Origin of the sequence: Streptomyces sp. CA-106110, assembly GCF_050936285.1 — a bacterium.
In the GTDB taxonomy this organism is placed as follows: Bacteria; Actinomycetota; Actinomycetes; order Streptomycetales; family Streptomycetaceae; genus Streptomyces.
In genome coordinates, this window is record NZ_JBNJNB010000001.1 from 991,768 (window position 1) to 1,016,994 (window position 25,227).

Genomic DNA, 25,227 nt, shown 5'->3' on the forward strand with positions numbered 1-25,227 from the left:
CCTTCGATGTCAGTGAGTTCCGGTCACGGTGTTCCGGGCGCGCCTGAGCCAAGGACGGCGTTGACGGCGAGCACGTGCCGGGTCCAGGCTTCGGTGCCCGCCGACAGCGCTTCGCGCCCGGCGGGTGTCAGGCGGTAGTACTTGCGGGCCGGCCCGCTGGGCGAGGCCACCAGCCGGGTGACCAGCCGACCCTCCCGTTCCAGGCGCGCCAGCGCGGGATACACGGTCCCTTCCAGGACGTCCGTGAAGCCGGACGCCTGCAGGCGCTGGACCACCTCGTAGCCGTAGGACTCCTGCTCAGCGAGCAGCCGCAGCAGGAGCAGCCACAGGACGCCCTTCAGTTGCTGTGGGTCATGGGTTGACGTCACACAACTATGCTTCACCCAGTACTATGCAAAGTCAAGTAGTGTCTTCTCCAAGCAGGATCTGGCCTGACTTCGCAGCCCAGGAGCAGTCCCGGAGCGTTCGGGGCGCGGAGGACCGGGCCCGGTCGAGCCGGTGATCTGCCGGCCGGGACGGCTGCGATGTGCCGCGCTCCCGACACGCTCTCCAGCACACCCTCCGCCTGTCTGCAGCCGCATCAACCGAACTGGACCGACGCAGATGGATCACCTGAGGCGGCGTGTGCTGGGGCGCCTGTCCCGCCGGTAGTGGGTGGTGGCGTTTCGGATCAGCATGCGGAGCGTGACGAGCGTGGTGACCAGGTGGAGGTAGAACTCCACGACGTGCTGATCAGGGGCCGCATCCGTCGTCCAACCTGAAGTCATCAGGGTGGTATGAGGTCGTGATGGGACTGCGGGACACCGAGGGGCGGGCTGCGGCGTGGCAGTCAGCGAGGGTGGTGCGCGCTGCGCCGGCCGGCGTCGTGATCCTCTTGGCCGCCACGGCGGGCGTCGCAGTGGCGGATCCGGTCGGAGTGCCACCATCGGGCAGAGGAGGCCCGGTCGCCGGCTGGGCTCTTCAGGACGGGCCCCGCGCCCCCTCGACGACCGCGAACTCCGCCTTCCCCACGGTGAGTACGCCGTCCGTCAGCGGCGTGCACCGCACACCGCCCTTGCCTCGCAGGGCGCGTTGCGCGCCTGGACCAATGACGGCGTCCATCCATGCGCAGGGGCGCGCCGGGCGGCGTACGGCCAGCAGGACGAGGCCCGCGCCTGTGTCCAGCGACACCGTCGAGCCCACGTACGCGTCGATATCGACGCCGCGCAGCAGGATGTTCCGGCGTGTGAGTCCGAGATCGGCCTGCGGATTGATGTCCAGCGGCAGGTTCTCGGCCGACATGACCGTGACGGCGGCGTCGCGATGTGCCGGGCGCGCGTAGTAGCGGTCGCCCACGATGCCCAGGTTCCGCCGCACCTCGACGCTCCCCACCAGCTCCTGCCCGGGCGCGTCCGAGGGCCCCTCGGACGGCCGTCCCATGTACCGGTGCACCGGCGACACCAGCAGCTGCACGACTTCCACCACGGACATACCGTCCACCCTAATCCGTGGACGCCGGCAGGCGGCTCAGGAATGCGTCCGCTGCTGCTTGTTCCACTCTGCCCGCGAGAGCGCGGTGGGCCGCGGGAGCAGGACGCCGTCCACGTACAGGTCGACGTGCTCGTTGTAGAAGGCGACCAACCCCGCGATGGCGGTGCACGACACCGTCGGGAAGTCGTACGCCCAAGCGAGATCGTCATGGCCGACGGCCCCGCTCACGAACGACCAGTACCCGCTTGTCCGCCCCTTGTACGGGCACTCCGTCACCGTGGCCGAGGAACGCAGCTGCGTCCAGTCGACAAAGGCGCGCTCCACGTAGTAGCGGGTCGGCAGGCCGGTTTCGAAGAGCTTCACCGAGGACGGCGCGTCCGCCAGGACAGTGCCGTCCACCTCGACGCGCACGCTGCTGGACGAGCGCAGCGCGTCCACCCGGGTGTACGGGCTCCTCGGGTGCACGAAGACCTGCTCATCCTCCTCGTACCACGCGTCGATCGCGTCCCACCGGAATCGGGCGGTGCCGATGAGTGCCTTCGGGGCTCCCTCGTCCCATACCCAGGCCGCGCCCTCACGGACCTCGGAGCCCACCCGCAGCGAGTGCCGCCGCGCGGGGCCGGGGCCCAGCCGGCCGGTGCGGCCGTCGTCGGTCAGGACGCCGTCGGCCAGATCCCGCAGCGGAATGCTGTACTGCGGATAGCCGGGCCACTCCCACACGTACAACGCGTGCCGGGTGTCGAACACCCACTGGCCGTCGACCTGCGCACGGATGCGTCGCGGCACCGGCTCGACATGCCCGACCGGGACGATGAGACCCGGGTAGTTCACACTCTCGTCCGCCATCGGCGATCACCTCAGTCCGCCCTGCCGCTTCCGTACACCCAGTTTGTCCGGCGGACGCGCGAACCGGCCACTCCAGGCGCCGACACATCATCCGCCCACCCATGAGGGCCGGGCCTGTCAAGCATAGAAGTGGCCCCGGCCTGCGGCTTTTTGTTCTTCGCCGAGGCGCTTTCCTTGTGGGTCTTCCTCGTGCTCGTCTGGCAGGCGGCTGCCGTGCAGAGCCCTGAGTCGGAGGCGAGGTAGCGTCACCAATATTCAGAGATTTGGTCGTGACGCCCCCGATGCGCTGATGGCCTTGGCGGAGTGAGCTCACATCCACCCATTCAGCGTCTGGCCGTGCGGGCCGGCGCCATGACCGTGGTTCGGGGGATCCGGGCTGCTCAGTCAGGTCATCGAGCACGGGCGACAGCCCGTGCTCGATGGGCAAATGCGAGCTCACCCGGGGTCTGCGACCGCCCCTGGCGGTTGTCGTCGGCTGGTGTCATCGAGTCCTCTGCCGGTCGGGTGGGGCCTGGACTGCGCGCAGCAGATGGTAGGCGCGGGCCAACAGGCGGCGGGCGATCGCGGTAGTGGCGATCTTCTTGCCCCGGCGCCGGGCGAGGCGCTGGTAGGAGGCGGCGAACTCCGGAGACCGCTTGGCGGTCTGGGCGGCTTCACACAAGATCCACCGCAGCCAGTCCGAACCCTGTTTGGAGATGTGGCCGTGCCGGACAGTCATGTCCGAGCCGCGGACCGTCGGGGTGAGCCCCGCCCACGCGGTGAGCTTGCGGGCGGAGGGGAAACGGCTGATGTCACCGATCTCGGCAACGATGATCAGGGCGGTGAGCGTACCCACCCCCGGCAGCTGGGTGAGGGATTTGACCCGCGGATCACCACGGGCGTGCGCGACCAGCTGCTGGTCCAGGGCGTCGATCGGCTCTTTGAGCGCGTCCATCAGGACCAGAAGATCGTCGACCACGCGGTGCGAGGCGTCCGGCAGGTCCAAGCCGTCGAGCCAGACCCGTCCCGGAGCGGTGAAGTAGCCGCCCGGCCGGTCGCAGCCGTAGTCCGCCAGGACGGCATGGACACGGTTGCGTAGCAGCGTGCGCAGACGCACCAGCTGGCAGCGGTGACGCAGCAGAGCCCGTTGCTGGCGCACATCCAGCGGGGCGATCCACGCCTCCGGCAGCAGATCCGCACGGAGCAGTTGGGCAAGGGTCGCCGCGTCGACCTTGTCGTTCTTCAGCCGCGCGGAGGCGATGGCCTTGCACCGCAGCGGGTGCACCAGGTGCGGCTCGAAGCCGTAGTCCTCCAGCAGTTCCACCAGCCAGCCCCAGCCGTAAGCGGCCTCGAAGGCCACCGGGGCTCCGATCGGAAGATCCCCGATCACCGAGAGCACCGTCTCGACCCCGTTGGGCACGTTCCGATTTACCTGCACCGCGCCATCGTGATCAACGACCGCGATCTGTGAGCGCTTGCGGTGCACGTCGATGCCGACGTAGACCGACATTGAGGGCCTCCTTCCCGAGCACGTATGGGACCCGGAACCAGAATCCACCGGGCTGTGCAGGGAAGGGGGCCCGGCCCTCATAGAGTCCTACCTTCTTCATCGGGTTGGACGGGCCAGTCGTAAGGTCCAGAGGCCCAGAGACACCGGGTATGGCTTTCATAGGGTTGCCCCTGATGGTTCGCCTGACCTGGCCGCCCGGTGTCTCACGACGACCCGGCCACTGATTAGGAGCTGCGGGCCCCTGCGGGTGCATCGCTGAGTAGGACCACGTCGGCGCGGTCGTTGCCGGGACGCACATGCACATCGAACGACCGGAGGAACCCGTGGCCAACATCTGGGCGGGGACGGACATCGGCAAGACCCACCACCACTGCGTGGTGCTGGACAGTGAAGGCAACCGACTGCTGTCCCGGCGGGTGCTGAACGACGAGCCGGAACTGCTGGAGCTGCTCGCCGACGTCCTGGCCCTGGACGAGGACGTCGTCTGGGCGGTCGACGTTGCCGACGGCATGGCCGCCCTGTGGGTCAGCCTCCTGCTCAACCACGGCCAGCAGCTCGTCTACATACCCGGCCTCGCGGTCAACCGGGCCTCCGCCGGCTACCGGGGCACAGGCAAGACTGACGCCAAGGACGCCACTGTCATCGCCGACCAGGCCCGGATGCGCCACGACCTGACCATCCTGCGACCAGAGGACGAACAGGTCGTCGAGCTCCGGGTCCTCACCAACCGGCGGGCCGACCTCGTCGCCGACCGTACCCGGAAGATCAACCGTCTGCGAGGCCAACTCTCCAACATCTTCCCCGCGTTGGAACGAGAGCTGGAGCTGGGCAACCTCGGCCCACTGACCCTGCTGAGCGGCTACCAGACCCCGGCCGCACTGCGCCGGATCGGCCGCAAGCGTCTGGAGAACTGGTTGCGCAACCGCAAGGTCCGCGGTGCTGAAGCCCTGGCCGCGGCCGCGCTGGACGCGGCCGAGCGTCAGCACACCGCCCTGCCCGGGGAACAGATCACCGCAGAGGTGATCCACACCCTGGCGAAGGAGGTGCGGGATCTGAGCGAGCAGATCGCCGAGATCGACAAGCGCATCGAGGCCCGGTTCCGTGCCCACGACCTCGCCGAGGTCATCGGCAGCATGCCCGGCATCGGGCCGCTGCTGGGCGCGGAGTTCCTGGCCGCCACCGCCGGCGACCTCAGCCGCTTCGGCACCCCGGACCGGCTGGCCAGCCTGGCCGGGGTCGCCCCCGTGCCCCGTGACTCCGGCCGCATCAGCGGCAATCTGCACCGGCCCCGCCGCTACGACCGCGGACTGCAGCGTGTCTTCTACACCTCCGCGCTCATCAGCATCCGTGCCTGCGACGCCTCTCGCCGTTTCTATGAACGCAAGCGCGCCGAAGGCAAGCGGCACACCCAGGCAGTCCTCGCCCTGGCCCGCCGACGGGTGAACGTCCTGTGGGCCCTGATCCGTGACGGACGGTGCTATGACCCTGCGTTCTCCGTCACTGGTGCGGCTTGACAACCTCATTAGGAGGTCAGGTCACATCCCTGATCGGCGATCCAGATACAGCGGACAGCTGTCCTGCTGTCTTCACCTGGACAAGGGCGGACGACATCATGATCGGCCGCACTGTGCTGCGCCTGGCCTACCTTGCTGTCACTTCCCTCGAGGCCCTTTGCGGTAGCCACGCCATGGCGTCGATATGTGCCATGAACCGCTCGCATCAGGACATCATCGACAGTGCTGCCCCAACCCGACCATAGGGTTTGGGGAATGAATTCCTCCCCGTGCGCCGCCCCTTCGGCGCCTACGGCAAACAGGACGACGCGTCCGCTCCTCGGCCCCAGTTGGTTCGCAGCCGTGATGGGCACCGGCATCGTCGCCAATGCGGCGGTCACCCTGCCCTGGAGTTTCTCCGGACTCCGGACCGCCGCCATGGTGGTCTGGCTGGGCGCGGTGCTCCTGCTGATCCTGCTGGCTGTCGGCTACCTCCGGCAGCGGGCGCTTCGGTTGCACGCCGGTGACCCGGTGATGGCCCAGTTCTTCGGCGCGCCACCGATGGCGCTGCTCACGGTGGGCGCCGGGACGCTGTTGCTCGGCCGCCGGCTGATCGGGCTCGAGGCGGCGCTGGACGTCGACTGGGTGCTGTGGTCGCTTGGCACCGTGCTCGGTCTTGTCACAGCGTGCACGGTGCCTTATCTGATGGTCACCCGGCACCGCTTCGCTCCGGACGCGGCGTTCGGGGGCTGGCTGATGCCAGTGGTACCGCCGATGGTCTCGGCCGCGACGGGTGCGCTGCTTGTCCCCCATACACCCGCGGGGCAGCCGCGGCTCGCCCTGCTCCTGGGCTGCTACGCGATGCTGGGGCTCGGCCTCGTGGCGGCACTGCTGGTGCTGGCCATGATCTACGGGCGTCTGGTGCACCACGAAGCACCCACCGGGACCGTGGTGCCCACGGTGTGGATCGGGGTGGGGGCGTTGGGCCAGTCGGTGACGGCGCTCGGCGCCCTGGCCGCGGTGGCGCCCAGCACGCTGCCCGTACCCTACGCGCGGGGCACCGCGGTCTTCGCACTACTGGGCGGAATCGTGGTGTGGGGTTTCGCCATGCTCTGGCTGGTGCTCGCCGCCGGGCTGACCGTACGGACGATCCGGGCCGGGCTGCCCTTCGCGCCCACGTGGTGGTCCTTCATCTTCCCGGTCGGCGCCTGCGTGACGGCCACCAGCGCCCTCGCGGCACGGACGGGTTCAAAGCCGTTCGTCTGGACAGCCGTGGTGCTCTATGCACTGCTCGTCATCGCCTGGGTGGTGGTGGCCGGCCGCTCCCTGTGCCACGCCGCCGGGTACATCCGCCGGCGGCCCGTCGCCGGGCACGCGCGTCGGCGGCCCGTCCGGGCGGAGCTACGGCGCGCGGCCACCGTGCTCAGGGGCACCGTCCGCGCCGGCGCTGACGGCCGCCCCGTCTCCGAGGCTCGTGTCACCCTGCTCGATCCGGCGGGCGATGTCGTCGGTATGACCCTCACTGGCAAGGACGGCTCCTACGCGTTCGCTGATCTCGAAGGCGACCGCTACACGGTCGTAGCTGCGGGGTACCCGGCCCGGGCCACACCTCTTGCCTTCGACGGCAGCGGCCAGGATTTCGATCTGACGTTGGCGCACGAAGAGGGCTGAACAACTCCCTTTCGCTGGCGGGTCCGCTCCGCGTTCCGCCCACCGTGCATGCGCTGATGGCGCCGGCGGTGACCCCGGCCATGTCCGCGGACGGCCCGTGAGCGAGAGGCCGTACGGCTGGCGAGGGGCGAGCGGCCTTCCGGCAGCCGCACGGTGCGTCAGGTCAGGTGCACGTCCCGTTCGTTGTACATGTCTGTCACCCGTGCGGGCAGGCCCAACTTGCGGCTGCCATACGGGCAAGCGCGCGGGTTCCAGAATTCTGGTACGCATCACGACCGCAACCCGCCCGCCGAACAGGGTAAATGGGGGCCGCGCGTGCGCGTTCCGTCGGTGAGTGCTTGCTCAGTTCAACGGTGGAACTTCACGTTGAGGTCGCAGGGGGTACGCCACCCGGCTGATCATCGATGAAAGTGACCGTCTCGTTGAGTGGCGCCCGGCCCGTACGGGCGTTGCCTGCTGTGACGTCCTCGTAGCCGATCGACATGCCACAGAAGAGGATGAGACCCTTCGGCGGTGACAAGACCTCCGCGACGGTCTTGCGATACTTCGCCCACGCCATCTGCGCGCAACTGTGCAGCCCCTCCGCGCGGAGGAGCAGCATGACGGTCTGCAGATACATGCCGGCATCGGCCCACTGGGGTGGCCCCATTGCCCGATCGATGTAGCAGAACAGGGCGGCGGGCGCGCCGAAGAAGTCCCAGTTCGCAGCAGCGGCCCGCTGGCGAGCTTCCAGGTCCTCGCGGGCAATACCGAGTGCGCCGTAGCGCTGCTCACCGAAAGCGGATCGGCGCTCGCGGTACGGAGACTTCAGCGCGGTCGGGTACTGATCGTACTCCGGCTCGTCCCAGGCATCACCTGCGGCCACGCGCTCGCCGGCGCGCTTCCTGAGCTCGGCCAGCGGGCAGCCCGTAAGGACATAGATGTGCCATGGCTGCAGGTTCGATGCTGACGGTGCCCAAGCCGCAGCGGACAGTACGCGCTCCAGCACCTCCCTCGGGATACAACGGTCGCTGAACTCGCGTACCGCGTGTCGGCTCGTGACCGCTTCATAGACGTTCACAGTCACCTACCTCCCATTTGATGGCGTTCTACCTGATTGACCGGTAAAGCATGTGAAATGTGACAAGAGTCCGACGTCTCTCAGAAGATTCATCTTCGGCAGGACGCGTCAGCCCGGAGGTCCACGGCGTGAGTGCGGGTCGACCAGCCGAGGGCAGGGGTGCACCGTGTTGAGCACGGCCTCGAAGCCGTCCTGCCGGGGCCGACGGTCGGGCAGGCGGTGGGTGCGCCGCCAGTCCGGGCGGGCGGGCACGCAGATCAGACGGTCACGGATGGCCGCGCAGGGCGCACGGGCGTGGAAGATGCCGGCGAGGGTCCTGCAGGCGCGAGTGACATTGAAGGCGAGCGCGGCCGACGTGAGCCAGGCGGCGTTCGCCTGGAAGGTACCCGAGGGGGCGTGCGCGGACGGCCCGTTCTTCAGCTCGGAGATCACCTGTTCCCTGATGGCGACCCGCGCAAGCGCGCCTACCCCGGAGGACGGTCAGGGCAATCTGTCGACTCAGGGCGTGGCGGGCAGGTCAGCGTGTTAAGTTAACACGAAGATTCGTTTTTTTCGCGTAGGATGGATCCATGCCTAAGGTCACGCAGGAGTACATGGAGGCCCGTCGTAAGCAGATCTTGGATGCGGCGCGTCGCTGTTTCCTGCGCGACGGATTCCACTCGACGTCCATGCAAGACCTGTTCGCGGAATCGGGCCTGTCGGCGGGCGCGGTTTATCGGCACTTCGCCAGCAAAAACGAGATGATCACGGCGATCGTCGAGGAGAGCATTCGTGACGTCCTCGACATGGTTCACAGCGCCGCCAGGAACCGTCCCAGCAGTTCCGTTGGGGCTCTCATGGCCGAGGTCCTCGAAATTGTGAAAACTAAGACCGCCGAGCAGAATATCGCCGGCCTGTCCGTGCTGGCGTGGTCAGAATCTCTGCGGAACCCCTCGTTGGCCGGGCAGTTCGACGACCTGATGACTCAGATGCGATCCGCTCTCACGGATGTCGTTCGAGAGCACCAGCAGAGCGGCAACCTCACGCGCGAGGCGTCCCCCGAGGCGATCGCCTCCGCACTTGTATGCATCCTGCCCGGCTACATCCTCCAGTTGGCCATGGGCGACAGCAAGATTATGGAGGAAGTTCCTGGCGCGTTGCGGGCACTCTGGCCAAATTCGGCCACGCCCTCAAATTGAGTATGGTACTGCCGGTGCGCTAGTGGAATCGCATAGCCGGATGCTCCGGCCCTAGGCCCGAGTGTTCGCCATCTCCTCCGGCTGACAGTGAAATGTTGCCGGCCGGATGTTCAAGACAAGCCACTGTGCCCACGGTACCCAGCGCTGGACAGAGCGGGGAATGCTCTCGTCACCTCCGTTGAGTGTGGTGAAGGACAAGTTGTCCAGCAAAGACGACTCGCGTTATGCGCCACGACCTTCGGTACTGGCCTCTGCTTGCTGCATCTGTTCCGTATTTATGACCGTTGGCGGTACCGATGCGCGTTGCCCCGCAGGAGTGGCTCTGCCATGTCCGGAGAAACCGGCGCGACGCGGAAGCGACCGACCCATCCCTGAGGTGCGTGGCCGCGGGCTCGACGGATTCACATGCTGACCATGACGACTGACCGGGTGCCGTCGCGGGACACCTCGTCGCCCGCCTATCGCTGTTACCCGTCCTGCGCTCGAGCCAGTGCTATAGCGGTCGACGAACGGTGGTGCCACTACGCCACGCCGTGACGGTCCAGGGCGGGGCACTCCGAGGCACAATCGGCGCTGCCGTCGGAGTGTGATACGGCGTCCTCGGCGAACAGTTGCTCCAGCACGGCGACATCCCCCGTCTGGGAGGCCGCCACGAATGCCGTCAGGAACCGCTGGTGGTCTTCGGTAGCCACGCTGGCTCGTTTCGTTGTGTCCAGGCGCTTGCGGGCTCGGCTGACCAGTTGACGAGCGTTGACCTGGGAATGGCCGATGATCTCGGCGATCTCTCCGTACGGGTAGTCGAAGGCCTCCCGGAGCACGTAAGCGGCTCGCTCCACACGGGTCAGCCGTTCCAGAAGTATGAGCACCGCGACTTCGAGCGTTTCCCTGTTCATGGCGCCCGCCTCGGGGTCGCTCATGGTGTCGATGGGTTCCGGCAGCGACACGCCGACGTACCTCTCACGGCGAACTCTCGCCGATTGCAGCACGTTGATGGCGAGCCTCGTCACCAACGTGGTGAGGAAGGCTTTCGGGTTCTGCACCTGGGATCGGTCGCATGTCTGCCAGCGGATCCAGGCCTCTTGGAGGACGTCCTCGGCTTCGCTGACACTGCCTAGCATCCGGTATGCGATACCGAACATCACGCCACGGTTGTGATGGAAGACGGCCTCCGGTTCAGGGGGGTCCCCGGCGTCATGCGCAGGCTTGTCCGTCGTGGACATCGTTCCTTTCCCTTGCTTTGGTGCTTTGGTGCCTTATTGCCCGTGAGGGCCAGCAGCGACGGCGAACATGCCGTCGGTGTCGACGAACATGTCGCGCTGCGCCGCACGGGCGTCCGGCCGATCTCTTCGAGGGGGTCAACGTCGATCCGTCAAAACGGCGCCATGAGGGGCAGTACGGGACCGCACCGCCTTGACCAACTCCTCTTGGAGCACCCTCACCCGGTAGTTACACCCTTGCTGGTCGCGAGTCCCGCGCTCGTCCCCAGCGCCCGGAGACCAAGCTGGTTGTGTTCTCCGGTTCGATGTCCCTGGGCGGCTTTCGCTTGTGACGCCACGAGTCCGCGGGGGACCGGCCAGATCGACGGGAGGCCGGTCCGTATCGCAGAGAGGCGACGGGCACTCATCGTGGTCCGCATCAATCGTGGGCTGCGTGCCGGGCGTGCGAGTGCGGGCGGCCCACTTCCAGTGCCCGCGAAGGAGACGGGACGGGCGCTTCGGACATTGACGACAAGAAGGCACCGACGGGTTCGGCCGCGGCTGGGCCTTCAGCACTCGTATCGCTGGGCTCGTGGGCGTCTTGTTCGAGCGTGTCGCCCGGGACGGTGAGGGTCCGACGACCGAATACGACGGACATCAACCCGAACAAGCTCCACAGGGTGAGAACGGCGATATGGCCCCCGGATCCATTGCCGTCGAAGTAGGCCGTGCTGCGCAGAAGATTTGCGCCGGCACCCGGGGGCAGCCATTGGCCGATGTCGTCGACTGCCTTGGGGAGCAGTTCCGGTGCGGACGTGCTGCCGGAGAACGGGTTTCCTACGAAGACCATGAGTGCGGCACTGACCCCGAGCCCTGGATGACCGATGATCCTGATCAGGCCGGCGCTGGTCGCGCTGACGGCGAGCATGGTGAGGGACAGGGCCGCCCAGGTGGCCACGTGCTGGTGGGGCAGTGCGCCCAAGATGCCCTGGGTCACCAGGTAAGCGGCGAGACCAGAAATGGCGCACACGACGATCAGGTCGATGAACCGACGCCACCCCGGCAGATGGAGACCCGACAGAGTGACGAGCGCTGCGATGAGAATGCTGCAGATGGTGAGCGGGAGAAGTGCCGCGCTGAAGACCACTCCCCGGGGGTCGTCTGCAGAGGTCGGGACGACATCCACCGTGTTCACAGTGACCTTGGCCACCGTCTTGGCGACGCTCTTCCGAGCGCGAGACCCGTGGGACGTGGCATGGGCCGGAGGGGCGGGTGTCCTTGCGGGCAACTTCGCGGCGTGGGCGGCAAGTTGTTGCCCAGACATCCCGAGCAACTGGGCCACGGACGTACTCGCGGCAGTAGCCTCCAATACGGTGACCTCGCCAGGGTTTATGACGAATGCACCGTAAACATCCCGATTCTTGATGGCGGAGCGCGCCGACGCCTGGTCGGGGTAGAGGTGGAAGTCGAATCCGCCCGGTTCACCACGATCCAGGCTTTCGACCGCATTCTGGCTGGCCGTGCTCGTACCCACGATCCCCACGGGCAAGTCTCGCGGCGCAATGCGCGATGCGGGCCACGCGAATGCCATCGCGGCCAGCGAGATCACCAGTGGCAACCCCACGATCATGAGGACAGTCCGGCGCCAGGGCAGGACCCTCACCAGTGGGTTCTTCACAGCCACGCCTCCCATAAGACGAATGATCATTTTGTTAAGCATCAGTCTGGTGCGCTGGCCGAGAATCGTCAAGATGAACATTCGTTTTCTTTCCAGATGGGCCTGTGCCGCGGTCACAGTCGATGTGAGGGGGCGAACATCAGCGGACGCTGACGTGCAGGTCAGTGTGTGTGCAGGTTCGGGCGCGCTCCGCCTCTCCGAAGGTGACCGAAGGCATCAACCAGCGGGGGCCTGCGTCACAGCGGCAGTGCCGTGGGGATCACCGATGAGCTGACCCGGGGCCTGCCTGTTGACCTCTTCCAACCGTGGTTGTTGCTCCGGCTGTGTCGGCGGCTGCCGCGGTGCGGCGCTGGTGTCGGAGTCGAGTGCCCGCCGCCCTCGGGGGGACCGTCGGCGGTGGTGAACCAGCAGGATCCATCCGGCGACGCTGACCAGCCCGGGGCTGATCAGCCGGTACAGAAGATCGACCGCGGTGGCGGAGCTGGTCGGTACCCCACCGTGGTGCAGGGTGAGAACCAGTGCCGCGTCGACGGTGCCGAGCCCGGCGGGCAGTAACGGCATGGCTGACGCGGCCGTCATCGCGGCGACGTAGGCCAGCAGCACCGCGCCGAGGGCGGGCGACGCCCCTACGGCATGGCACACAGCGAGCAAACACGCGAGGTCCGCCGTCCAATTGCCCAGGGCGAAGCCAAGACTCCGCGCCCAGAAACGGGCCGGCGGGTGCATGGCAGCCAGCTCGTCGAGCAGCCGTTCGACTGACAGATGGTCCGCGGCGCTGCGGCGCAGCCTGCGCCACAGGCGAAGGAGGAGTCTCACCGGCCGACGCAGTGCGGCGGGGTGGTGGACCAGCGCCAGTGCGGCGCCGGCCAGAGCGCAGGTCGCGACGACCTGGACCGCGACCGAAAAGAGTTGTGAGTTATTCCCTGCCAGAGTGTGTCCGACACCGGCCAGTACGGCGAGCGCGATCGTGCTCAGAACGCCGGTGGCTGCATGCGCGAAACCGATCTGAGGTGCGCTGGCGCCCCAGGAGCGCATGCGGCGTGTCCGGTAGGTGATGGAGATCAAGCTCCCGCCGGGCAAGGTCGCGCTCAGAGCGTTCCCGGCGAACACCATGGCGGCAGCGGAACCGAGCCTGACGCGCAGCCCGCCGACGCCAAGCGCGAGCCGCTGAAGGCGGGCAAACGCCATCATGGAAACCGTTTCGGCGGCAAGTGCCAGGAGAAACCACCTGAGACGGGCGTGGGCCAGCTGCCCTGCTGAGTGACGCGCGTAGGGCGCCACCCACACCAATTCGGCGCCCGCTACGCTCACCATGGCACAGGCGGTCAGCACGGTGCGTCGGCGCAAACGCGGCGAAGTCACGACGCATCCCTGCGGCAGGGCTGACCTGCCCTGCCCGCCACCGCTCCTGGATCGTCGGCACGGCCGACCCAGGTCTCATGCAATCGCTCGCTCATCGCGGCGTCGGCCAGTCGGGCAGAAGACGGATGGGACCCTCGAGGTGCATGCGACACCGCGCGCGCTCGGGGAGGTCCAGGCCCCAAAAGCCCGCCAAGAAGTACACGTCGACGCCGACACCTGCGGTGTGGCCCGGTTCTCTCCCGGCGACGTACGGGAAGTGGTCGGCAATAGCGAGCCGGATCAGGGGTGCGGCGTCGGTGATGCCATTGAGCGTGAGCATGGCGATAGGGGCTTGGTGGGTGCCGCTCTCGCCCCTGGGGCAGTTGCGGACCAGCCGCAGCTCCCCCTCTGACCCTGCGAGTTGATGTCCCACGTCCGTCCGGCGCCCCCAAGAGCGTCGCGAGTGACCGGCTTCGTCGGCGTCGGCGATCCGAAAGCGCATCAGTGCTTCTGCCGGACCTCGGGCGACATGGCGGACGAGGAAGGCCTCGTCCAGGTGCAGTGGCAGGTGCGCGGACACCCGGCCGCAACGCCGACTGCGCAGCCAGCTTCCGGCCCCGCGGTTGCCGTCTTCGCTGTTCGGCGGCTTGGGCCTGACGGCCGAGCGGTCCCCGTCGTCCGGAGACGGAGGTGGGGAGGGATAGATCATGGTGGGTTACCTGGGGGCGTGTAGGGAGGTGGGGTGGGGCCGGCGAAAGACGACCGCCTGGTCTTCAGAGGCCGCCCTCGCGGCCGAGCCGGGCTGAGTCTCCCGGTTCCGTGGCGTGTCTGCCGATGGTGTGGGTGAGGCCACCAAGCGCACTGAACGGCACGTTGAGGAGGACCTCAGACGTCGCATGAAGGGGGCCAGGTGCGCCATGGGGCATCCTCACGCCATGGCCGCGGGCTGCTGGATGAGCCAGTCCTGGGTGAGCGAGTAGCCGGCCCGGACCAGGTGCGGTGTGTCGCGGAAGTCGATGAGGCTGGCTACGGGGGTGGTGGCTGGGGGCAGCCGAAGAACCGACCCGCGGACGGCTGCCAGGTCCCGTCTCTCACGCTCATCCAGGATCTGGCTCACTGCCCGGTAGGCGGCGAGCAGGGGTGCGTGTGCCTGACGCCCCGCCTGTTTCGTGATGGCGGAGGGCAGCACGTAAATCGTGGTCGCGCCGAGCGCTTCCGCCTGGAGCACAGGCGTATCCGCCGACACGCCACCGTCGATGAGGCGGCGCCCCCCAACGCGCACCGGTGGATACAACCCCGGGAAGGCCGACGAGGCAAGGAGCGCTGAAACAGCGTCACCTCGGGACAGCACGACGGCGGCGCCGGTCTCGAAGTCGGTCGTCACGACGTGCACGGGCACGGCGACGTCCTCAAGGCGGCTTACGCCGACGCCGTGCTGCAGCAATTGCTGCAGCGCCTGGCTCGAGACCGCCGCCTCCTCCCACCCCATGGCGGCCCTGATCAGAGTCCTCGGCGATATCGGAGCGACATGCCGGCGCTTGAGGCTCAGCCACAACGCTTCCAGCCTGTCGATGCCCTCGATGCTCGGGTCGGCGGCGAAGGCAACGCCATTGAGAGCGCCGGCCGAGGATCCCACTACGAGATCGGGAGTGATACCCGCCTGCGTGAGCGCTCGAAGCGCACCGACTTGCGCTGCGCACAGGCTGCCTCCACCTTGCAGCACGAACGCCACCGTGCCGGACGGCGTCCGCTCAGCCCTCGTAGGTGCTGTCGGCATCCCGTCAGCCTTCAGAACCTGACACGGGGTCATTCCTGACCCGCCGGTTTGCACGGTAGCCATGCCGCCTCCTCCCGTTCCGGGAACAGCCATTCCCTTAGCGCTGCCCATCCTGCGCCATAGGTGAGTGACAGGTCAAGACGAACATTCGTTTTTCTTAGTCGAGGCCCAGACTCCGGCTCGGGGCTTCCAATGGGCCAGTGGCCTGCGGATATTCGGGAAGAGCGGCACGTGATCGCTGTTTCGGCAGACTCAGCGAATGCGACGCTCCGATGCGACCACTGCTACAAGCGCTGCGGGTGCTCGGCTTCGTGTGCCGCATCGCTGGACCGGCCTGCTCCGGAGCACCTGGCAGTCGGCGACAGCAGCGCCACCGCTGTCGGTCCGAGCAGCGCCAGCCGGACTGAGAGGGCCGTCCCCGGCCGGCCTTCGGTGAAACGGAACGAGCAAGGGTCCCGCGGGCGCGGGTGCGATTGAAGGCGAGCGCGGGCGGCGTGAGCCGGGAAGTTACCCGAGGGGGCGTGCGCGAACGGGCCGTTCTGCAACTCGGAGATCACCTGCTCCACGATGGCCAGCCGCGGATGATCACCTGCGGCGTCCGGCAGCCGCCGCGGTCTCGGCCCGCGTGGATGCCACGCCCTCGGATCGGGACGCGCGATTACCGAAATCCCGGCTTCGGCTGTACGCCGGCAGCATTCCACGCGGCGGCCGTCCGTCTTGAGGCGATGTCCACATGTGCCGCCGTTATGGCACATTGACGTGTCTTTCTGACGCCCCGCACCGGCATAGCCTCGCTCGTGCGACACGGTCGGAGGGTTTCGTCTCCAAAGCGGACGCGATCGGAATCGGCGCCCCTTGGGCGGGGATGGCCCACCAGGCCGACCGTGTCCACCGTCGGTCGTTCTGAAAAAGGAAAGAAGGCGATCCACACCGTGGCGTCGCGATCACACGCCGGTGAGCCGGTGCTTTATGGGCGGGAATTCGGCCTCAACGAATGGCTCGTGGACGAACAGTACGAGCGATATCTACAGGACCCGGGCTCGGTCGACCAGACCTGGAGGGACCTCTTCGCCTCTCCGCCTCCCGAGGCCGGTCGGCTGGCGCGCAACGCCACGACGGCTGCGCACGACACGGACGAGGCGACGGTCAAGGCGGTCCGCGTTGCCGCGCTCATCCACGCCTATCGCGTGCGCGGACACCTGGCGGCCGACACCGACCCGCTCAAGGCCCAACACGGGGCGGCACACCCGGAGCTCGACCTCACGGCATTCGGGCTCCGGGACGAGGACCTGGAAAGGACGTACGTCGTCGACGACTTCGCCGGGCAGGTCACCATGACGTTGCGCGACGTTCTGAAAGTGCTGCAGGAGTCCTACTGCCGGACCGTGGGCACTCAGTACATGCACATCCAAAGCTCCCAAGAACGTCGGTGGATCCAGCAGCGGATCGAATCGCCTCTCCCCCGGCCGGATCGCGCCGAACAATTGCAGATCCTCTACCGGTTGGGCGCGGCGGAAGCCTTCGAGACGTTCCTGCACACCAAATACGTGGGCCAGAAGCGGTATTCGCTCGAAGGCGGCGAGTCCGCGATCGTGCTGCTCGACGCCCTCCTGCTGTGCGCCATCAGGCACGGGGTGGGCGAAGCGGTCATCGGTATGGCGCACCGGGGCCGGCTCAATGTTCTGGCCAACATCGTCGGCAAGTCCTATGCGGAGATCTTCCGTGAGTTCGAGGACGCGACGGACATTCGGTCGGTCCAAGGATCCGGCGATGTGAAGTACCACCTCGGTGCGGAAGGCACATACCGCGCTCTGGACGGCGGGGCGATCGCCGTCTCCCTCGTGGCGAACCCCTCGCATCTGGAGATCGTCGGACCGGTGGCCCAGGGAGTCGTGCGGGGCAAGCAGGACGAGGCCGCAGTCAAGGGCGACGTCTTCCCCGTCCTGCCGATCGTCGTCCACGGCGATGCCGCGTTCGCCGGCCAGGGCGTGGTCTGCGAGACGCTGAACATGTCGCAGCTGCCCGGCTACCGCACCGGCGGGACGGTCCACATCGTCGTCAACAACCAGCTCGGCTTCACGACCTCGCCCACCAGTGGCCGTTCGAGCACCTACGCCACCGATGTGGCACGGACGATCGAGGCCCCGGTCTTCCATGTCAACGGGGACGACCCCGAGGCCGTCGTCCGCATCGCGCGGTTGGCATTCGACTACCGTCAGGCGTTCCACAAGGACGTCGTCGTCGATCTGATCTGTTACCGGCGTCACGGGCACAGCGAGGTCGACAACCCCTCCATCACGCAGCCGGCGATGTACGACCGGATCGACGTGAGGCCTTCGGTGCGCAAGCTGTACGCCCAGGCGCTGGTCACCCGGGGGCACATCGGCGAGCGGCAAGTGGAAGGCGCACTCCGGGACTACCGGGAACGCCTTGAGCGGGCCTTCGTCGAGACCCGGGCGTTGCCGGTACCCCACTCCCCCAAGCCCGTCCTTCACGAGGACGGGCCCGCCCCTCAGGTGACCACCGCGATCACGGAGGCGACCGCCCGGCACGTCATCGCGTCCCAGACCCATCTGCCACCAGGCTTCACAGTGCACCCGCGCGTGCTGCCCCAGCTGCACCGGCGTACCACGATGCTGGATGCGGGAACGATCGACTGGGCCACCGCAGAAACGCTCGCCATCGGCTCGCTGCTGCTGGACGGGGTGGCGGTGCGGCTGGCCGGGCAGGACTCCCGCCGCGGCACGTTCGGCCAACGGCACGCGGTGCTCACCGACCGCCGCACCGGCGTGGAGCACACGCCGCTGAACGCCCTCGGCTCGCACGCCGCCGACTTCGCGCCCTACGACTCGATGTTGTCCGAACTGGCAGCGCTCGCCTTCGAATACGGCTACTCCCTGGCACGGCCCGATGCTCTGGTGCTGTGGGAGGCCCAGTTCGGTGACTTCGCCAACGGCGCCCAGATGGTCATCGACGAGTACATCGCGTCATCCGAACAGAAATGGGGGCAGCGCTCCGGGGTCACGCTGCTGCTACCGCACGGCTTGGAGGGGCAGGGACCTGACCACTCCTCCGGCAGGATCGAGCGACTCCTCCAACTGTGCGCGCAGGGGAACATGACCGTCGCCATGCCCACCGTTCCGGGCAACTACTTCCATCTGCTCCGGCAGCAAGCGCTCAGCGAACGCAGCAGGCCACTGGTCGTCTTCACACCGAAGTCGATGCTGCGGTTGAAGGCGGCCGCCTCCGCGCTGCCGGAGCTCACCACGGGCACGTTCCGCCCCGTCATACCGGATGAGGCGGCCGATGCCGCCCGGATCCGGCGCGTGCTGGTGTGCTCGGGCAAGGTCTTCTACGACCTGGACGCCTACCGGCGAAGCTGCGACCTGTCGGACACCGCGATCGTCCGCCTGGAGCGCCTCTACCCGTTCCCCGAGCACGAGTGCAGCGCGGAGCTCGCCCGCTTCCCCTCCGACGCCGAGGTGCGCTGGGTGCAGGAGGAGCCGGAGAACCAAGGAGCCTGGTCCTTCGTGGGGCCGCACGTGCACCGGCCGGCGAACCGTCCGATCGGATGCATCAGCCGACCGCAGGCACCGGCCCCCGCCGTGGGCTCCGCCCGGCGGCATGCCAGCGAACAGAAGGATCTCGTGGCATCCGCCTTCCGCTGACCCTGCCCGCCCGCCACGGCCCGGACGACGCCTCCCGTATGGCGGGCACCCTGTTGCTGGGGACACCTCTCCTCGGACCGGATCCCAGGGTGTCCGCTCGCATGGGGCCCGGGGCCTGGATTGTCAGTGCCCCCGTGCCGGCATGGCGCCGGGACGGGGGCGCTGTCGGCTGAGGGGAGCCGCACCATGGGAAAACACCAGCGCCCTCACCATCAATGGCCCGTGGTGCCTCGGCTACGGGCAGACCGGGGCGGACACCGAATCCTTCGTGCCCACGCCGGTCGTCCGGAAACTGGCCCGGAACGCGCCAGGCGTCACCCCCAGATGCCGTACGAACGCTCTGCGCAGCGACTCAGGCGAGCCGAACCCTGTGTGCCGCGCTACCACCCGCATGGAGTCATCGCCCGTCTCCAGCAGCACCTGGGCGGCTTCCAGCCTGACCTGCTCCACATACCGGGCCGGAGTCGTCCCTACCTCTTCGTAGAAGAGGCGGGTCACGTGACGGACGCTCACGCCCGCCCTGCGGGCCATGGCCGACAGTGTGTGGTTGCCACCGGGGTCCTCCGCGACCGCGTCCAGGACCCGACGCAGCACCTCCTGGCGGGGGTGCGGGGCCCGGGAGCGGACGCTGAACTGGGACTGGCCTCCCGGTCGCTGCATGAAGACGACCATGTCCTTGGCGACCGCTCGAGCGACCTGCGCACCGTAATGATCTTCGACGAGTGCCAAGGACAGGTCGATACCGGCGCTGACACCTGCCGAGGTCATCATCTGCCCGTCCCGCACGAAGAGGGCGTCCGGTTGGACCCGCACGGACGGAAAGCGAAGGCCCAGTTGGTGCGTGTGCCGCCAGTGCGTCGCGGCGCGACGCCCATCGAGAAGTCCGGCCGCTGCCAGCAGAAACGCTCCCGTGCATACCGATGCCGTGCAGTGGGCCTTCTCATGCAGTCGCCGGACCACGTCCAGGAGCGCGTCGTCCTTGATCAGCGTTTCCCATTCGGGACCGCCCGGGATCACCAAAACGTCGCACGGCTCACGTACCTCATCGGCAGCAAGGTCGGCGCTGATGCGGGTCCCGGCGGAGGTGACCACTTCCGCCCCGTCCTCGGACGCGATCTGCACCCGATAGCGCCCGCCGAACTCGTTCGCCGAGTCGAACACCTCGATGGGGCCGGTCACATCGAGCAGCCGTACCCCCGGGAAGACGAACACGGTCACGGTGAGCGTGCCCGTTCCGGGTCGGTTGTGGTTCATCGGAGACCTCCGGGCCGTGCGGGGTGTGGACACGGCAGGTTCCTCAGCGTGCCGCCGCCGATCAGTGCCTCGAGAGGGCCGGCGCTTGGGTCGCGGCCCGGTCTGCCGGCGCCGGTGATGAAGAGCGCCCCGTTCATAGCAAGCTCCTACGCAACGACGGATGTGGGGTGGGCCCCACAAGGTGCCGGCCCGTCGAGCCGGCCTCCCCTACCGGGCGCCTGCCCCGGCACACGTGCCGCCCCACCACATATGCCGCGGGCTGCACGATCCGCGCCCAAGGGCGGTGTCCAGCTCCTCGAGGGGCCGGGGTGCGAGAGCTCCAGCGCGGGTCAGACAGCCGATCACAGCTGACGCCCGGAGCCCGTTCACCGGAGTTCCCGGTGCCTATCATGTGCCTGTCACCAGGACCCGTGCCACGACCGGCGCACTCCCTGCTGGTAGGCAAAACCTTCCAGTCCGCTCTTCAGGAGTGGCATGAAGCTGCTCCTTCGTGCATGGCACCCCGAAGAAGCGTGTTATCGGCTGCGCCGCGAGCACCAGGCACTATCACCTCCCTGTGCAAACGACGGTCGGCTATCAGTAGACGGTCGCTCCACGAGAGAAGCCTGCCGACCTGAGCGAGCGGGCCAGTGTGGCGCCGGCGCAGGCCGGCGGTGCCTGGTGATGTGTCAGACCAGACATCCGTCCGGGCGCCGGGGGAACAACGCAGCCCGCGCCTCTGACCGGTCGGCACCTCCCGGCCCGTTCAGCGTCGAACGATGATTGACTGGCTCCGGCAATCGCAGCACCAACCCCCGGGAGAACCCGCAGTCATGAGCGTCGCCTACACGTACGAGTACAAGGTCGTCACCTTCCGCGAGTCGCTCATCGGCGACGCCCTGGACAGCGACAAGCTGGAGAAAGTCCTCAACAAGCACGCCGAGGACGGCTGGGGGCTGAAGGCGATAACCTCCGCCGACGTCAAGGGCCGCATCGGGCCGGGCGCCGTCGAGGGCCTGCTCCTCACCTTCGAACGGCCGCGCCAGTAGCGGTTGCGGGGCCCCGTCCGTCCTGGAGCACGGCCGCCGCGCCGGCGCAGGCTTGATCGCACGGACGCGCCTGGTGTCGCGGCCTGTGACGGGCACCGGTCGGACGGGGCAGACCTGACTGCACGGGTCGGCGACGGCACGTAATCCGCACGACCAATCGTCGGCGGACTGGGGCACCCTGACCGACCGGTTCGCCACCATGCCGCCCCACCCCGAAGTCCCCGCGGCACTGCGTCGGCTCCACGATCAGGGCTTCCGGCTGTTCACATTCACCGACAACACGCTGGGAATCTCAGGGCGGCAGTTGGAGAGGGCAGGCATCATCGACCTGTTCGAACGCCCCTTCAGCGTCGACGAAACCGTGCGACGCGACAAACCAGCGCCTGAGGGCTACCGATCGGTGGCCGCCGCGCTCGACATCGACCCCGGCGACATCTGTCTGATCGCCTGCCATGTCTGGGACACCATCGGCGCTGTCGCCGTCGGCTGGCAGGCCGCGCTCATCCTGCGCGAGGGCAACGCGCCACTCGACGTCGGCCCCCAGCCGGACTACGTCGGGCAGGACCTCGATGCCATCGCCGACCAGCTGATCGAACGGTTCCCACCGTAGGACACGCGCCGCCGAGTCAGTACGCCAGACCACGTCCTCGGCGCCACAGCTCCCAGCGCCGCCTGAGCCGTTTCGAACCACGCCCAGGCCGTAGAACGTCTGCAGTTGGCGCATGTCTGCCCCGGGAAGGGCCGCCCGGGTGAATGTCCTGCCGACTGGCCCGACCGGAAATCCTCTCGGCCAAGCAGCTCGGCAGACTGTGTGAATGCGGTCGCAGAAGCAGATTCCCACCTTGATCCATCAAACCTGGAAAGACACCGATGTACCCCCGAAATGGAGGAAGTGGGCTGACTCTTGGCGTCTGCACCACCCTGACTGGGGATACCGCCTGTGGACCGACGCCGACAATCGGGCGTTCCTCCAGGAGCACTACCCATGGTTCCTGCCGGTCTACGACGGCTATCCAGAAGCAATCATGCGGGCCGACGCAATCCGCTATTTCCTGCTCGACCACTTCGGCGGGCTCTACGTGGATCTGGACTTCGAGTGCCTGAGCCCGGTCGACGGAATCCTTGACGGGCAGGAGCTCGTCCTCGGCTGCGAGCCCGAGGTACACACACGGCTCTTGCTGGCGCGCCGGCGCGGATTCGGCCGTATCGTCGGCAACGCGTTCATCGCATCACGGCCGGGCCACCCTTTCTGGGCCCATGTCCACCGGCAGTTGGTCGGTGCCCACAAGCTGCCCGACCCTCTCGACGTCACAGGCCCCTTCTTCCTCACCCGCGCGATCGACAGCACCCCGGAAGCTGACTCGATCACGGTCCTCGGCCCGGAGGTCCTGTACCCCAAGGTGAGCCCGTACACAACAGAACTGTTCGGCCCTCAGAAGGCCGACTACGAGCGTGCGTACGCCGTGCACCACTGGTCTGGCAGTTGGGTGCGCGACGTCCCCGCAGCGCCGCGGACTTCAACCGGCAAAAGGGTCCCGTTCTGGGCGAGCCAGGAGCTGCAACCGCTCGCCGACGGTCTGCTCAGCCTTGACGCACAGCGCCGCCGCTGGGCCTCGGGCGCGCCCGCACCGACCGTGTCATGCCTGATGGTGACCAAGGATCGCTCGTCGACGGCCCGCCGCGCGATCAGCTGCTTCCGTGCGCAGACCTATTCGAACCTGGAACTGGTCGTCGTGGAGGACGGCACGGACGACACCCTTGAGCAGCACATCCGCGAGCTGAGCGACCTGCGGATCCGCCATCACCGGCTTCCCCCGGAAGGGCGGCCGTTGGGCGAGCTGCGCAATGAGGCGGTGGACCGGGCCACCGGAGCCTACGTTTGCCAGTGGGACGACGACGACCTGTACGACCCGGAGCGGGTCGAGACACAGATGGCGGCGCTTCTCGCACTCGGCGCCGAGGCCTGCTTCCTCGCCCGTGAGCGGCTGTGGTGGCCCGCTCGCCACAAGCTGGCCATCTCCTGCGCGCGCGTCTGGGAAGGGTCGATGGTGTGCGCCAAGGAACGACTCCCGCGCTACCCGGCGCAACGCCGGGGCGAGGACACTCCGGTAGCCGAAGAGGTGGTGCGCACCTGTCGGGTCGTATCGGTCGACGCACCCGAGCTGTACACGTATGTGTGTCACGGTGGGAATACGTTCAGCGAGTCACATTTCGAAGAGCACTTCGAAGTGGCGACCGAGATCTGGGCCGAACGCGGCGCTTACATCGAGCGGTTGCTGGCCATGGCGACCCGCCTGCCGATCGAGCCCCAGGAGATCGCCCAGGCCGAGACCGATCGCGCCGCCCGAGCCTCCGCGCGCAGAGCGCAGACGACGGTCGAGTCCGCCCCGGGCCCGGCGAGTGAGCGGCCCCTGGTGCTGGTCCTCACCCCCCTCAAGGACGCGACCGCGTTCCTGCCCGGCTACCTGGACAACCTCCGCGCCCTGGACTACCCGCGCGAGGCGATCTCACTGGGCCTGCTGGAGGGCGACAGCAAGGACACGACGCTGGAACTGCTCCAACAGGTGGTGCCGAGCCTTCAGGCGGAGTACCGGAGGGTCACCCTCGTACAGCGCGACTTCGGCCTCCAGTTGGCGGGCCCCCGTTGGGAGCCCAGCGTCCAGCTCCGGCGCCGGTCGGTGCTGGCCAGGGTGCGCAACCATCTGCTCTCCCGGGCCCTCGTCGACGAGGAGTGGGTGCTGTGGCTCGACGCCGATGTCACCGGCTACCCTGCGGACCTCCTCCAGCACCTGCTCGGAGCGCGCAAGGACATCGTCGTCCCGCACTGTGTCACCACGACCGGTGGACCCACGTACGACCTCAACACCTTCGTCCTTCACCCCAGAGCCGGCACGCTCAACTGGTCCCAGTGGCTGCGCGACGGCATTCTGCAGCCCCCCAGAGGGTTCGGCCGAACGTACCTCGACGAGTTGCGCGGGCAAGGGCTCCTCCGCGTGGACTCGGTCGGCGGCACCGCATTGCTGGTACGCGCGGACCTCCACCGTGACGGCCTGAACTTCCCCTCCTTCCCGTACCGGCGCCTCATCGAGACCGAGGGTCTCGCCGCGATGGCCCGGGACATGGGGACCGCCTGCTGGGCGCTGCCCGACCTGGAAGTGCTGCATCCGCACCATGTCCCCAATCCAGCGGACATCGAGGCCGTGTCACCGTCCTGATCCTCCGGGGGGCCGATACCCAAGCGCCGGTCCGTCGCCCCACAGCACGGGGCTTGTCGACACTCCCTCAAGTGAGCCATCCCGAACGTCACGCCATGGGCCAGAGGGACATTGGCGCCGAGACCACCGTGGAGAGCAAAACGGTGACCGTACGTCGACGTCCCCACGGCACCGAGCGTTCCTGGGCCGCCGGTGGCCGGACTGTCCTCAAGCTCGTCAGCCCGGCCCAGAGCAGCCGTCAGGTCCACCCGGAGCCCGCCGAGGGAGCTCGTGACCGACCGCAACAGCCGGACACCCGGACATCGGGCGGCCCGTCACGACCTCGGCCCAGATGGGGAATTGGGTGATGCCGATCAGGCGAATCGTGGGGAATTACGGCGTGCCCGCTAACAGGAGTAACCGCTTTGACACGCTGGGTAGCCAATTTTACGGTGGCGCCACTGCCCCTGCGGAGCAGTTCACCGCGGCACAAGGGCAGCTCCCTACCTCGAAAGAAGGCCCACCATGAAAGCTCGTGTCATATCCTCCCTGGCCCTCCCTGCTGCACTGGCAACCGCCGGACTCCTCAACACCGCGGAGGCGGCCTATGCCGCCGCCCTCAATGCGGACCCTCTCGCGGCGTCCGCACCGTCCGGGTACCAACAGCAGCCGACAAGCGGCGACGTCGCCCTCATCTCAAGCTCCGCGCACCCCTGCACCCCCATGGGCAACGTCACCATCTCGCACTACGGCCACCATTGCTGCTCGCACATGAGCAATGTGACCTTCTGCCACTACGGCCATCATCATTCACACCACCACGACTACGACTACGACGACTGGGACTGACAGCGCCCCAGCCAGTAGGGGATCCGGCGGGTCTC

General features: G+C 67.8%; 21 protein-coding genes. 8 read left to right on the top strand and 13 right to left on the bottom strand.

Annotation, left to right across the window (positions count from 1 at the left end; all coding sequences use genetic code 11):
- Positions 1-23: 23 nt before the first annotated feature.
- The 5 genes from ACQEXA_RS04720 to ACQEXA_RS04740 all read right to left on the bottom strand — a co-directional run bounded on the left by ACQEXA_RS04720 (position 24) and on the right by ACQEXA_RS04740 (position 3,805).
- Positions 24-368: a PadR family transcriptional regulator gene (locus ACQEXA_RS04720; RefSeq protein WP_432936949.1), complete on the bottom strand. Its 345-nt coding sequence runs from the start codon at positions 366-368 to the stop codon at positions 24-26.
- Positions 369-608: 240 nt separating this feature from the next.
- Entirely contained in the window at positions 609-767 is a 159-nt protein-coding gene (locus ACQEXA_RS04725; RefSeq protein WP_432936946.1) for a hypothetical protein, read from the bottom strand.
- A gap of 193 nt (positions 768-960) precedes the next feature.
- Positions 961-1,470 (bottom strand): molybdenum cofactor biosysynthesis protein, encoded by a 510-nt coding sequence (locus ACQEXA_RS04730; RefSeq protein WP_432936944.1) that lies wholly within the window; start codon positions 1,468-1,470, stop codon positions 961-963.
- 36 nt (positions 1,471-1,506) lie between these two features.
- On the bottom strand, positions 1,507-2,316 hold the full coding sequence (locus ACQEXA_RS04735; protein ID WP_432936941.1) for a DUF427 domain-containing protein: 810 nt from the start codon (positions 2,314-2,316) through the stop codon (positions 1,507-1,509).
- Between the two features lie 481 nt (positions 2,317-2,797).
- On the bottom strand, positions 2,798-3,805 hold the full coding sequence (locus tag ACQEXA_RS04740) for an IS110 family transposase (RefSeq protein WP_432933167.1): 1,008 nt from the start codon (positions 3,803-3,805) through the stop codon (positions 2,798-2,800).
- 296 nt (positions 3,806-4,101) lie between these two features.
- Here ACQEXA_RS04740 and ACQEXA_RS04745 point away from each other — a divergent pair, with 296 nt between their 5' ends.
- Both ACQEXA_RS04745 and ACQEXA_RS04750 read left to right on the top strand, forming a co-directional pair.
- Complete coding sequence (locus tag ACQEXA_RS04745; RefSeq protein ID WP_432925596.1) at positions 4,102-5,319, top strand: IS110 family transposase; 1,218 nt, start codon at positions 4,102-4,104, stop codon at positions 5,317-5,319.
- 255 nt (positions 5,320-5,574) lie between these two features.
- A complete protein-coding gene (locus ACQEXA_RS04750) occupies positions 5,575-6,969 on the top strand; it encodes a carboxypeptidase regulatory-like domain-containing protein (RefSeq protein ID WP_433128790.1) in 1,395 nt (464 codons plus the stop codon).
- 361 nt (positions 6,970-7,330) lie between these two features.
- Here the strand turns inward: ACQEXA_RS04750 and ACQEXA_RS04755 are convergent, their stop codons facing one another.
- Complete coding sequence (locus tag ACQEXA_RS04755) at positions 7,331-8,029, bottom strand: nitroreductase (protein ID WP_432936936.1); 699 nt, start codon at positions 8,027-8,029, stop codon at positions 7,331-7,333.
- Between the two features lie 108 nt (positions 8,030-8,137).
- Positions 8,138-8,461 carry a hypothetical protein gene (locus ACQEXA_RS04760; RefSeq protein ID WP_432936933.1) on the bottom strand — a complete coding sequence of 108 codons (324 nt, stop codon included), beginning with the start codon at positions 8,459-8,461 and terminating at the stop codon, positions 8,138-8,140.
- A gap of 137 nt (positions 8,462-8,598) precedes the next feature.
- Here ACQEXA_RS04760 and ACQEXA_RS04765 point away from each other — a divergent pair, with 137 nt between their 5' ends.
- The gene (locus tag ACQEXA_RS04765) at positions 8,599-9,207 is read left to right on the top strand and encodes a TetR/AcrR family transcriptional regulator (RefSeq protein WP_432936931.1); all 609 of its coding nucleotides are present in this window, start codon (positions 8,599-8,601) and stop codon (positions 9,205-9,207) included.
- Between the two features lie 521 nt (positions 9,208-9,728).
- On the opposite strand, the gene ACQEXA_RS04770 is transcribed toward ACQEXA_RS04765, so the two are convergent.
- From ACQEXA_RS04770 to ACQEXA_RS04790, 5 genes are all read right to left on the bottom strand, one after another.
- A complete protein-coding gene (locus ACQEXA_RS04770) occupies positions 9,729-10,427 on the bottom strand; it encodes a sigma-70 family RNA polymerase sigma factor (protein ID WP_432936928.1) in 699 nt (232 codons plus the stop codon).
- 415 nt (positions 10,428-10,842) lie between these two features.
- Complete coding sequence (locus ACQEXA_RS04775) at positions 10,843-12,198, bottom strand: ABC transporter permease (protein ID WP_432936926.1); 1,356 nt, start codon at positions 12,196-12,198, stop codon at positions 10,843-10,845.
- A 99-nt stretch (positions 12,199-12,297) separates the two neighbouring features.
- Positions 12,298-13,443: a lysylphosphatidylglycerol synthase transmembrane domain-containing protein gene (locus ACQEXA_RS04780; protein ID WP_433128792.1), complete on the bottom strand. Its 1,146-nt coding sequence runs from the start codon at positions 13,441-13,443 to the stop codon at positions 12,298-12,300.
- Between the two features lie 91 nt (positions 13,444-13,534).
- Positions 13,535-14,131: a hypothetical protein gene (locus ACQEXA_RS04785; RefSeq protein ID WP_432936922.1), complete on the bottom strand. Its 597-nt coding sequence runs from the start codon at positions 14,129-14,131 to the stop codon at positions 13,535-13,537.
- Between the two features lie 219 nt (positions 14,132-14,350).
- Complete coding sequence (locus tag ACQEXA_RS04790) at positions 14,351-15,154, bottom strand: patatin-like phospholipase family protein (RefSeq protein WP_433128794.1); 804 nt, start codon at positions 15,152-15,154, stop codon at positions 14,351-14,353.
- 1,007 nt (positions 15,155-16,161) lie between these two features.
- Between ACQEXA_RS04790 and ACQEXA_RS04795 the strand changes: the two genes are divergently transcribed.
- Entirely contained in the window at positions 16,162-18,867 is a 2,706-nt protein-coding gene (locus ACQEXA_RS04795) for a multifunctional oxoglutarate decarboxylase/oxoglutarate dehydrogenase thiamine pyrophosphate-binding subunit/dihydrolipoyllysine-residue succinyltransferase subunit (RefSeq protein ID WP_433134450.1), read from the top strand.
- A gap of 234 nt (positions 18,868-19,101) precedes the next feature.
- Here ACQEXA_RS04795 and ACQEXA_RS04800 read toward each other — a convergent pair whose 3' ends face one another.
- The gene (locus ACQEXA_RS04800; RefSeq protein ID WP_432936916.1) at positions 19,102-20,121 is read right to left on the bottom strand and encodes a GlxA family transcriptional regulator; all 1,020 of its coding nucleotides are present in this window, start codon (positions 20,119-20,121) and stop codon (positions 19,102-19,104) included.
- Between the two features lie 812 nt (positions 20,122-20,933).
- On the opposite strand from ACQEXA_RS04800, the gene ACQEXA_RS04805 reads away from it, so the two are divergent.
- The 4 genes from ACQEXA_RS04805 to ACQEXA_RS04820 all read left to right on the top strand — a co-directional run bounded on the left by ACQEXA_RS04805 (position 20,934) and on the right by ACQEXA_RS04820 (position 25,192).
- Positions 20,934-21,149, top strand: a complete 216-nt coding sequence (locus tag ACQEXA_RS04805; RefSeq protein ID WP_359393611.1) for a DUF4177 domain-containing protein — start codon at positions 20,934-20,936, stop codon at positions 21,147-21,149.
- Positions 21,150-21,348: 199 nt separating this feature from the next.
- On the top strand, positions 21,349-21,759 hold the full coding sequence (locus ACQEXA_RS04810) for an HAD family hydrolase (RefSeq protein WP_432936914.1): 411 nt from the start codon (positions 21,349-21,351) through the stop codon (positions 21,757-21,759).
- 205 nt (positions 21,760-21,964) lie between these two features.
- Entirely contained in the window at positions 21,965-24,364 is a 2,400-nt protein-coding gene (locus ACQEXA_RS04815; RefSeq protein ID WP_433128796.1) for a glycosyltransferase, read from the top strand.
- A gap of 504 nt (positions 24,365-24,868) precedes the next feature.
- Positions 24,869-25,192, top strand: a complete 324-nt coding sequence (locus tag ACQEXA_RS04820) for a hypothetical protein (protein ID WP_359393620.1) — start codon at positions 24,869-24,871, stop codon at positions 25,190-25,192.
- Positions 25,193-25,227: the final 35 nt, after the last annotated feature.